The organism is Streptomyces sp. NPDC048521 (assembly GCF_043199855.1).
Classification (GTDB): domain Bacteria; phylum Actinomycetota; class Actinomycetes; order Streptomycetales; family Streptomycetaceae; genus Streptomyces.
In genome coordinates this window covers 320696-332975 of the sequence record NZ_JBICWR010000011.1, presented here as the reverse complement: position 1 = coordinate 332975, position 12280 = coordinate 320696, and the positions used below count along the sequence as shown (strand labels likewise).

Below are 12280 nucleotides of genomic sequence, written 5' to 3'. Positions count from 1 at the left end.
GAAGGAAACGGCGCCTTCCTCACCGGCCCCACCACCCTCGCCATCGCACTCGCCCACCACATCCAGTCCTACAACCTCGGCACCACCACCCCCCACGAAGAAGCCGCCATCCTCGACCCCCGGGAAATCAACCGCTGGCAGAACATCGACTGGATCACCGACGAAAGCGACAACACCGACTACGAACACACCGTCCTCACCACCAGCACCACACACACCACCACACACACCACAAGCACCAACACCAGCACCAGCACCAGCACCAACACCGAACACACCACAGATACAGCCAGCGCCGCAGACACCACAGACACCACAGACACGGAAATCACGCCTGACCCCACCGCTCTGCGACCACCACACGAAACCCAAGCCATCCACGACCAGCTGCGGGCAGACCTCGGTGACACCGCCTACCAGCGGATCATCACCCAGGCCTCGAGTATCACCGGCTCGGTCATCGACATGCCGCCGCACCTGGCCGGGGGTCTCGCCGACACCCACCCGGCCGCCTACTCCGTCCTCACCGACGTCGCGAACATCCTCGCCGCCCACCAGAACGAGCCCACCACCGGCGCCGAACTCGCCAAAGCCCACGCCACCGCCTACCGCGACACCCTCGGCCTGCCCCACCCCACCCCCGAAGCCCTCACCACCCCCAAAGCCCCTGCCGACGCCAGCGGCCACTGGAGCGGCCCGAACGAGCACGTCACGTTCATCGCCGACACCAGCGACTCCGCCATATCCGGCCTGCAGCACCTCCTCAACGACCCCGACATCACCGCCCAGCTCAGCGAGGAACACCTCCAAACCCTCACCAACGCCCTCAACACCGGCACAGCTGTCCGCAACACCGACACCGACGCGGGCCCGGCTGTGCGCGACACCGTTTCCGGTGCCGAGCGGAACAGGCGTCTGGAAGACTTCACCAGCCATTGGCGGCGGTGGGAGAAGTCACCGGTGCGTGACGACGGACCGCAGGAACTGCAAGCCGGTGTCCCCGTCCACGACGCACTGCTGACCGCGATCCGGCTGCTCGGTCACACCCCCGAACCCGGGCTCACCACCCGCCTGGACGAAGCCGGACCGGACCTCACCGGCCTGTCCCGGCTGGACCAGGACGCCGCCATCGTCGCCGGTCACCTCCTGCAGCACCCCGGCGACCTCCCCGGTGCGATGGCGCTGGGCCTGCGCCTGCTGACCGACGCCCCTTACCGTCACGACACCCGCATGCCCGGCGGAACCCGCCCCGAGGACGCGGGTGGCACCTGGCGGGACATGATCCGCTCCAGCTTCAGCGTCCTGCGCCTCAACCAGGACCCCCGCCCCACCACCAACTCCCGCCAACTCGCCATCACCCACATCGACAAAGTCCTCAAAGACTCCGGCCTCGACGGACAGGAAACCGTCGGCTCCGGCATCGCCCGATCCATCGAAGCCATCCGCCTCGCCGCCGGCGAGAACGGCGCCCGCGACATCCACACCGTCTTCCAACGCCCCGAACTCACCGACCTCTACAAAATCCCCGCCAACGACCCCCGCGCCGAACAAGCACACCGCTTCATCGCCGAACAAGAACTCGCCTACTGGAAAAAACAACACGCCGAAAACCCCACCATCGGCACCAAAATCGCCGTCGACGTCCCCGTCGCCACCCGCGTCCAACTCCAGAAAACCGTCGGATCCGCCACCGACTGGGCCGAACACTTCCGCAAAGCCGGAACCAGCACAAGCGACCCATTCGGCGGCAGCTTCCAATTCAACGCCGACACCAGCAACTCCGCCATATCCGGCCTGCAACACCTCCTCAACGACCCCGCCACCCGCGAACTCCTCACCGAAGAACACCTCCAGACCCTCACCGACGCCCTCAACTCATACGGCCACCACACCGACACATCTGTCCACGACACCGGCACCGGCACCGGCAGGGGTTCGGGTTCGGGTTCGGATCACACGGCTGGGCGTGACACCGTTTCCGGTGCCGAGCGGGACAGGCGTCTGGAAGGCTTCGCCGGCCATTGGCGGCGCTGGGAGAAGTCACCCGCGGGCGAGGAAGACTCCGAACACACCGTGCTCGGACCACCCGAACGCGCACTCGCCACCGCGTTCCAACTGCTCGGTCACACCCCCGAACCCGGCCTCACCACCCGCCTGGACGAGACGACGGACCCGGCAGAGCTGACACGGCTGGAACAGGACGGGCTCATCGTCGCCGGTCACCTCCTGCAGCACCCCGGCGACCTCCCCGGTGCGATGGCGCTGGGCCTGCGCCTGCTGACCGACGCCCCTTACCGTCACGACACCCGCATGCCCGGCGGAACCCGCCCCGAGGACACGGGCGGCACCTGGCGGGACATGATCCGCTCCAGCTTCAGCGTCCTGCGCCTCAACCAGGACCCCCGCCCCACCACCAACTCCCGCCAACTCGCCATCACCCACATCGACAAAGTCCTCAAAGACTCCGGCCTCGACGGACAAGAAACCGTCGGCTCCGGCATCGCCCGATCCATCGAAGCCATCCGCCTCGCCGCCGGCGAGAACGGCGCACGCGACATCCACACCGTCTTCCAACGCCCCGAACTCACCGACCTCTACAAAATCCCCGCCAACGACCCCCGCGCCGAACAAGCACACCGCTTCATCGCCGAACAAGAACTCGCCTACTGGAAGAAACAACACGCCGAAAACCCCACCATCGGCACCAAAATCGCCGTCGACGTCCCCGTCGCCACCCGCGTCCAACTCCAGAAAACCGTCGGATCCGCCACCGACTGGGCCGAACACTTCCGCAAAGCCGGAACCAGCTCAGGCGACCAATTCGGCGGCGGCTTCAGTGCCGAGCCGCCGGCCGGGGCGGTCCGGCCGGCCGTGGAGACGGATCCGCCAGGACTGGGCGTGGACTTCTACCAGGCACTGCCCGACACCGAAGCCGTCCGCATCGCCCAGTCCCTCATCGACGTACCCGCCGGAGTCGAACGCCCGGTCGCTGCGCGCCTGGAACTCACCCGCCAGCTCTCCACCGTCCTGGCCGACCCCGACACCGCCGCCCGCGTCGCCGCCAGCGGCGTCCGCGTCAGGATCATCCCCCGCACCAGCACCGCCGCCGAGACCGCCGGCCTGCCCGACAGCCCGCACGCCCCCGACGGCCGTCCCCTGGACACGGTGCGCGGTGCCACCCTCACGGACCACCGCCTCGTCCTGGTCGCCGAGGAGAACCTCCTCGGTGAGCACACCCCCGTCAGCGACGACCAGCCGCACCAGAGCGACGGCTACTCCTCCGTCAGCCACGAACTGCACCATCTGATCTACCACTTCGGGCTGACCGACACCGACCGTGACCTCGTCGGCACGGCTTTCACCGCCAAGAAGGACACGGGCCCCGACGCCGAATGGGCAGACGGCCCCCTCCGTGACGCCGACGGGAACGACAACTACGCGTCCCGCGACGTCGAGGAGTACTTCGCCCAGACCGCGAACGCCTACCTCGGCGCGAATCACGGGAACGATCCCCACACCGGCCTGCCCCGCAACAACGGCGTCGAATGGGTCACCCGGAACGAGCCCGGCCTCGCCCCCCTCCTGCACCGCCTCTACGACAGCCCCACCCCGCCCGACACCGGATACAACCCTCTCAGCGCGACCACAGCCGAGAACAACCTCTGGCAAGGCTTCCGCGACTTCACCGCGCTCAACGAGCAGGAGCCGGCCCCCGGCGAACCGGACGGGGTGACCACCGAAGCCGACGGGCAGCCGGTCCGGCCACAGGCCGCCGAGCACCCGGACGTGACCCAGGACCTCGACGGCCCCGGTGTCGGGGTCCGTGGTGAAGAGCCGTCCGCGCGCACCGATGAGGCCTCGTCCCCCGTCGAGACGACTCGCCCGAGCGTCGTCGACTCGGTCTTCTCCATGCTCACGTCACCCGCCGCCCACGGCATCGACTCCGATGTCCCCCACACCGGAACGGCGGCGGACGGCAGTGCCCAGCCCCGGCCGAGCGGCCCCGTACACGCAAGCGGCGTGCCCTGGGACTCGTCCCGCTCCGGTGGGCTTGCGCCGGACCGGGCCGACGTCCACGACGGGCAGGAGGTGTCCACGGCGGCGCCCGCCCAGGGCGAGGGCCACGGTGTCCGCGACTCGCAGTCGCCCCGGCAGACCGAAGTCCCGGACGCGTCAGCCGTGACGCCCGGCGCTCATCCGGCCGGGGCCGCCGCGGAGCCGGCCCCGCCCCACGACCGCGTGCCGGAGGCCGGGGCGGCGGAGGCCCGAGCGACCTCCGCGGGAGACCATCTCTCCCCGGCTCCGGTCGCCGGGTCGCTGCCCCCGCCTCCCGCCAGGATGACGGTCGTCGGTCAGATCGGCGGCGCGGACCGTGTCCTGCCGTCCCAGGACGCCGCCACCGCTGTCCTGGAGGACGTGGTGGCACGTCTCGACGCCGTGCTGGACCCGGCCGAGCGTGAAGCGCTGTCGGCGGACTGGGGAGACCAGCTGCGCCGCACCATTTGGCCGTCGCTGTCGGCGATGACCCGTGGTGAAGTGCGCACCCTCACCCTGGACGTGGCCGGCTTCAGCGGTGAGGTCCCGGTCCGGGCCGAGGTCACGCGGGCCGAGACGGTCGGTGTCTTCGACAGCCTCGAGTTCGAGGACGGCAGCGAATCGCTCATCCGCGACGGCTTCCAGCGCGACAAGCGTTCGACCGTCACCGGCGGCCTGCTGGTGAAGGGCAAAGCGGCCGAGCGCACCGAACTGACGGGAAGCCTGTCCGCGAACTGGTCCCATTCCCGTTCGCACCGCACGTTGTCCAGCGGCCGGTTGTTCAGCCGTACGAAGACGCCGGAGCCGGCGTTGCGCATCGATGCCGGGGTCCGGTTGGAGTTCGACTTCTCGGCGGTCCGCGGCTCCCTCGGCAAGGGCATCACGTGGGATGCCGGCGACGGTGCGCGCACCAGTCGGGTCCAGGTGTCGGCAACGGTGCCCGTGGCCACCGCCGAGGGGGACACCCGCCCGCTGTCCGAGACGCCCGACGCCCGGCACTACACGGCTCCGTTGCGGGTCGAGCAGACGCTGGCGCTCGGTGGCATGGACACCGTCCGTGACGTGTTCCTCGTGGACGCGAACGGCGAACGCGTCACCGGAACTCTGCACGAGCACCTGTTCGGTTCCCCGGACGAACCCACCTCACTGGAGTCGTACGGGCGGCGCGTCTTCGGCTCCGAATGGAGCGGGATCCGGAGGACGGTCGGGGACCGCCTCGACTCCCTGGACGTCCTGCAGTACGAGCTGAAGGGCCTGACGGCGGGCGAGGCACTGGAGATCGACCTGGGCGGGGACCGGGGGAGTCTGCTGGTCTCCGCCGAGGTCACGTCGATGAAGCATGTGCGGAACACCGACAGGACGGAGTTCAACACCGGTTCGGACGTCACCCGGGTCTTCTCCGACGCGGAGGTCTCCGAACAGTCCTTCCGCGCGGCGATGAACGCGCAGAGCGGTGATCTGCACGCGGGTCCGACGACGGTCACCGGTACCGTGCAGGGCGAGTTCGACCGTGACGGCACCGTGGTCGATCAGCACTCGGTCAGAACGGGCACCGCGATCAAGATGAAGGTGCCCGGTGCCGTCTTCGACGGTACGGCCGCCCTCACCTTCGTCCATCGTGCCGACCCGCTCGGCGCGTCTTCGGGAACGACCGCGTCGGACTCTCCCGGCACCGCGCCGCACCCGGGGACGTCCGGGTCCGCTCCGTCGCGCGGTGCCCGGGCCCGGATCGGTTTCCAGGTTCTGGTGGACGCCGGCGACGCGCGTGGGGTCTCGGAGCCGACCGTCTTCTCGGCCGCCGAGCAGCCGCAGCAGCCCCGCCGTATGACCGGGACGCCGCTGGAGCCCGGGGACACCGCCTGGCAGCCGTCGCCCCAGGTCTGGACCGGGCTTCCGGCCCACACGGTCGTCCTCGACGTCCTGGCCGGGGAGGAGGGGTCGCCGGACGCCGCCCACCTGCCCAAGCTCGGTGATCTCCTGGACGGGATCGGCCGTGACTTCTTCGCTTCCCACTGGCGTGTCGTACGTCCGGCCGCTCATGACCTGGCCACCCGGGAACAGCTCGCCACGAACCTCCCCCGGATCACTCGCGGCACCACCGCCCACAGCATCCCGCTGCCGGCGCCGCTGCGGTCCGATGCCCAGCTCAGCCTGAACGGGCGGCTGGAGTCGTTGGAGTACCTGCGGGTTCTCGACGCGGCCGAGGTGAACCTGCTGAACGACGTGACGGACGAACTGAGCACCCGTACGGGGTCGGCCGTCACGCACGGCGAGTGGGCGCAGGGGGGCGTGGAACCGGACCTCGGCAACGATGTGCTCCTGAGTGTGCACGCCCCGGGCGCGGGCATCGCGCACCGGTACCGGACCGGTGCCGGGATGTCCGACGGCTACAGCAGTGTGGCCAGTGCCAAGTACCCGGAGCCGATGGTGGCGTACATCGCCACGGTGAGCGTCGACGCCGCTGTCAGCCGGCCGGACGTGTCAGGGGCGCACCGGGGCCAGACGCAGGTGCGTTTCGTCGTGGCGTTCCCGCAGGCCCATGCCCAGCGCTTCGAGGTCGCGCGGGACGGCGCCGGCACGCAGGTGTTCACCCGGCCGGACGCCTCCGCCGACGGCGGGCCGGCCGTACACGAGCGGACGGCGGACTCGGCCACGGCCGTGCCCGGGAACCCCGTGCACCCGGTGGCCGCCGGCGACACCGTGCCGGTCCGCCCGGCGCCGGCCGGTTCCGGGACCGCCCACGAGGCACCCTCGTCCGCCGGGTCCACGCCGGAAGCGCACCTCGCCTTCCAACCGCCGGAACGGGCGGTCAACGGTCGTATCGGCAACGGGGACGTCGTTCTGGAGCTGCCCGGGGACCGGGTCGTCGCGGCGATGAAGGAGAACCTCTCCGGCACGTTCGGTGAGCACTGGGACCAGGTGGAGGCCGAGATCGGCCACTTCTTCGACTCGGACGCGCTTCAGCCCAGGACTGCCGGGCTGACCGCCGGCGAGACCTGGGGCGGCGTCTTCGAGGGCGGTCCGGTGAGAGCCGACATACACATCACCTCGGCCAGGGCCGAGATGACCCGGTACCTGCGGGTGGTGAAGGACTTCGAGTTCGAGCACGGCACCGAGTCCGCCGCAGCGTCGGCCGCCCAGAAGGACGGCAACGCCCGCCGGAGCCTGTGGCAGCGGGCCGGCTTCAAGGCGCCGCACGTCTCGTTCTCCGTCGGCCACCAGCGACACCGTGACGTGCTGTCCGGCAGCAGCGTGGATCACCGCGGCGGCGTGGTCTCCAAGGACAAGACCGTCGAACCGGCCGCCCTCTTCGAGGGCGACGTGACGTACACCGTGGAGGTCCGCCTCCCCCACGTGCTCCCGGGAGCCGACGGCGGCCGGCGGACGTTCACCGTCGTCAACAGCGGTCAGTTCGCGTTCCCCGTGCGGGATCTGCCGGTGGATCCCACGACCGGTGAAGCGCCCGGACCGGAGCAGCACTTCCGCGTGCCCGACCGGATCGCGCGGACCTTGCGCCTCGGCGCCGACGATGTCGTGCTCGACGTACGCCCGGTGGGGGCCGACAGGGCCGGGGCGCCCGACGCGCACGCCGCCGAACTGGTGCAGGACGTGTTGCGCCAGCTGGACGCGACCGGACCGAAGGTGTTCGGCTCCGGCAAGAAGTGGGAGGCGGCCCGGCTGAAGCTCGCGGAGCGTCTGCACGGCTCCGAGTTCCAGCGGCGGCTGAGGTCCATGATGGCCGGGCAGCCGTGGGTCGTCCGGGTGAACGGCCGTGAACTGGCCATCACCGCGAGCGTGAAGGAGATGACCCACACCGCGAACACCAAGGCGACCGAGTTCAACTCGGCCACGCTCGGCGTCACCAGCAGCGGTCGGACGGATCCGCACGGCTCCGGCCCCCAGGTCACCGCCGACGCCACCAACCTCACGGTGGTCGGGACCTCCGATCCGCTGGGCGGCTCCCCGGCGGAGGTGTTCGCCGGGGGGACGCTGACGCACACCTCCCAGGTCGAGGACATCGCGGACACGTCGACCGGCGTCCGCTCCGCCGCCGGCACCAAGACCAAGGTGCCCGGCAGCGTCTTCGACGGTGTAGCACGGCTGCATGTCGCGTTCCGGGACCGGTGGCGGTTGTTCGGACCCGGTGTCGACACGCGGGTACCGGAGGGCACGGCGCGGGAACAGCTCCACATCGGTCAGCTGCGCGATCGTTTCGTGCATCTGGAGGGGCAGCTCGAGGCGCAGGAACTCCGGGTCGCTGAACTGCTCGACCGGATGTCCGACGGCCATGCCCACGGTCCGGACCCGGCCGTGCGGAACGGGGACGGCCAGCGGCCCGGGGACGGCCAGCGGCCCGGGGACGACGAGCGGCCCCAGGGCCCGGACGGTCCGCGACGCGAGCTGGAGCGCGCTCTGCTGCAGTCCGAGGCTGTGCGGGCGCGGCGGGACCAGGCACGGACCGAGTTCCATGACGCGCTCAATGCGCAGACCGAGCGCATCCGGGCATCGGCCGCCGCCAAGCTTGCCGAGGCGGGGCCGAACGGCTCTCCCTCCATGACCAAGCGGACGTTCGGCGTGCGCGTGCGCAAGGTCGGGGAGGCCGAGATCGGCTTCCAGGCGCTGGTGCAGAGCGCCGACGCCGTCAAGGTCTCGGGGGCCGAGCAGGCCCGCTTCGAGGCGCCGCGGCCCGGTTCCGTGCCCCCGCGCCCGGCGAGGGACGCGTCCGCGAGTACCTCGGTGGTGCCGCAGCCGCCACGATCGCTGTGGACCCACGGCATGTCGGACGGCCAGCTCGTCCGCGATCTGCCGGACGTCGGGTCGCTGCGGGACCTGCTGGACACCGAGGGGCGCAACGTGTTCGGAAGAGCGTGGTCCGACGTCACCCAGGTGGGCAGCCGGCGGAGCACGTTGGTCATGGCGGAGTTCGGCAAGGACCGGCTGATGGCCGCGCTGCCGCACCTGACCCGTGGCGGTGAGCTGCGGGGCGAGTCGTTCAGGGTGAACGGCCGTGAGGCCTGGGTGTCGGTCAGGGCCGAGGTGGTCGACCTCACGCACACGCGTCCGGAGGCGAAGGCCGAAGTGGCGCTGGCCAGCGAGAAGTTCTCCCTGTTCAGCCGGCGCGGACTGCATTCTCGGCAGTTCCTGCTGGTGAGCCAGCTGGGGGCGCGCTCGGGTGCCCTGCACAGCAAGCTGGGGGCGGGTCTGACCTTCGGCGGGGGTTTCCGGTACCGCAGCCGGGCCGACCAGGCCAGCGGAGGCCGTGTCTTCGACAACGCGAAGATCCCTGTCCCGCTCGAACACTTCGACGGCCATGTGAAGTTCACCTTCGCCTTCCACCACGGGGACTCCTCCACCGAGGCCACCGGAGTGGTGCCCGTCGGCCTTTCGGTTCCGGCCTCCCAGATCACCGAGCACACGGTCGTCGCTCCGCATGTGACGGTCACCGCACCTGCCCCGACGGCCGACGGAACACACGCCGACGGAACGCACGCCGACGATGCCGTCGGAGCGCCGGTGGACAAGGGCAAGGAGCGTGCCCACGTCTGGGAGGGCGACGACGTGGACCGCGCCCGGGACGAGGACGCGGTGATCGACGCGGGCGCGGCGCTCACGTCCGCCCGGCTCGATCTGGCACGTGCCGAGTCGGTGCTGGAGGGAATACGGGAACACATCGGGCAAGGCGTGGGCGGCGTCGACGACGACGTGCGCCTGGCGCAGGCTTACGACGAGTACGTGTGGGCCGGTCACGCCTTGTCCGAGGCGGAGGCGCACTGGTTCGAGGTGACGAACGGCGAGCCGCTGCCGCAGGTGCAGCGGTACGAGGGGCCGGGGCTCGGCGGCGGTATGCCGCTGCTGAAACCGAAAACAGCGGACATATCCGCGGGTGTGCCGGTTGTCCAGGGTCATGGGGCGGGTCCGGCACGGCCGGGCTACGGAACGCACCCCGGAATGACCGGCACGCACCATGCGCCGGCGGCACCTGACGCTTACGTCACGAGATGGCTCCGGTCCACTCCGGCAGAAGCACGGGGGAAAAGGCACTTCGCCAGCGTTTATGACGCTACGGAAGCCTGGGTCTTCAATGGCGGATCCGTGGACGCGGTCAATCGCAGTATCGATGCTTACTTGCACACGCTCGCAGGGCGGGGCAGCAGCAAGGCCACCGGTGCTGTGAAAAACTTGCAAGAGCATCTGGCTCAGCTGACACAGAACCGTATGCCCTCGGAACCGGTATATCGGCATCAGAGCAGGAACAGCTCGTCGGGCCAGCTCGACATCGGCTACAGCCTGGAGCGCTCGGACACCCGCGAAAGTCATCGCAGCTTCGTATCGGTGGCGAGCGATGCGGGGCGGGGCCGCTCGAGGAGCCGGAGTGTCTTCGGACGCATCGCAGACACATTCAAGCGTTCGGTTTCCCGTGACAGCACGCGCAGAGACAGCCTCCCTCATCCCGAAGGGACGATCCACCCGCAGAACGCCGGCCATCAGCCGACCTGGGGTGGCCAGGCGCCGCCGCGGCAGCGTTCCTCTTCGACGACGCGACCCGGCACAGGTCACGATCAGCACTGGACAAGCCCGCACGGCACTGTCCAGGCGCACCCGACCGGCGCTCCCGTCACCGGGCACAGACGTTCCTCGAGCCGGGTCAGCGTCGACAGTCTCGCCGGCCAGTTCCAGGGAATGAACGTGAACCCGACCTGGCACGGCACCCCCCAGCCACACCCCCACTCGCGACACCCGGTGCACGCTCAACCGACCGGCCAGCAGCCGTCATGGGTAAGCGGCATGCCCGGAAGACCGCCCTCGGCCTCCGGACACCGCACGGAACAACCGCCGCGTGGCCGTAGCTCGTCGAGGCCCCCGGCCGGCACCGGATACAGCGTTCCCCACCAGTCCCAGCCCATGCCCCTGGGCGCGCCGCCGCAGGGCGGTCCGCGGGTGTACGCCCCCACACTTGTCCACCCCCAGGGCGCGGTGTACGCGCAGCAACCCGCCGTCGGCCATTTCGGTGCTCCACAGGCCGGCCACTCGTCGAGGCCCCTGGCCGGCACCGGATACAGCGTTCCTCACCAGTTCCAGGCCATGCCCCCGAGCGCGCCGCCGCAGGGCGGTCCGCAGGCGTACGCCCCGACACACGTCCACCCCCAAGGGGCGATGTACGCGCAGCCTCCCGGTCACCCGGTGCCTCACCAGACGGCCGGGCCGCACAGGGCACCGCGGCGCGCGGACGCGCCGCAGCGGCAGAACCCGCAGCCTTCGAGTGCGGCGTCGCACCAGGTGGCACAGAACCTCGGGCCAGCCATGGCACCCGAGCTGCACAAATACTTGGTCATGAAGCCCGAGAGCGCCAAGCAATGGAGTGAAGCGCCGCGCTACAGGAATCACCCGACCGGCAGGGAAGGCACTGTCGTTCTGGAGTATTTCCGCAGCCGAGAAAACACCAGGAGGGAGCACTACCAACTTCTGACGGACGCCTTGGGGAAGGGGTCCGTCACACAGCACTCAGCCCCCTTGTCGCGTTCTGAGCAGGACAACCTGGCGAACTACCATCCGGCGCTGAAATCGTTCTTCGCGTATCAGGCGAGGCACCAGAACAGCCGCCAGGACGCCGCGTTGCGGAGGCCGGAGGCCACCAGGCACAAGGTCGGGAACACCCGGTTCACGTTGCACTCGGATCCCAGCAACGAATTCAAGAGACATGCGGTGGCAACATACACGGCGGCAGTTCAGAGGACCCTCGCCAGGTTTGACGTGCCTGAACTGGAAGTGCACGTCTCGCGCTACAACAACACGCACTACGTCATCAACCAGAACAAGGTGGTGGAGGAACGCAAGATCGACACCGAGGGCGTACAGTCGCTTCTCCATGACGGCCGGGTGGCCTTCTTCCTACCCCCGTCGGCGATCGTGATCCTCGCCAAGAGCAACGTGAGCGAGGACGCCCTCATACATGAGATCGGGCACGCTCTACACTTCACCCGAAACCTCGCTCTCTACGAAGAAGTGGGTGCTGCGAATTGGATCGACGCCAGGACGCAACGGCTCGCCGCCAGCGCCACCACCAGTGCCGCGATGCCCGGATACGCCGGGCAAAACCCGCTGGAATTCGTTGCGGAAGTATTCCTGCGCCTGATCAAGGGACAACATGTGGACCCGGAGATGATGGCCATGTACACGGCCTTTGGAGGAGCACTGCCGAACAGATAGGGCCAATCCCGCACCAAGTCGATCGCCACTAGCTTTT

The 12280-nt window shown here is 69.6% G+C and carries 1 pseudogene; it reads left to right on the top strand.

The features are described 5' to 3' along the window. A pseudogene (locus ACGFRF_RS25745) lies at positions 1 to 12243 on the top strand (hypothetical protein); the annotation flags it as partial. Between the last annotated feature and the right edge of the window lie 37 nt (positions 12244 to 12280).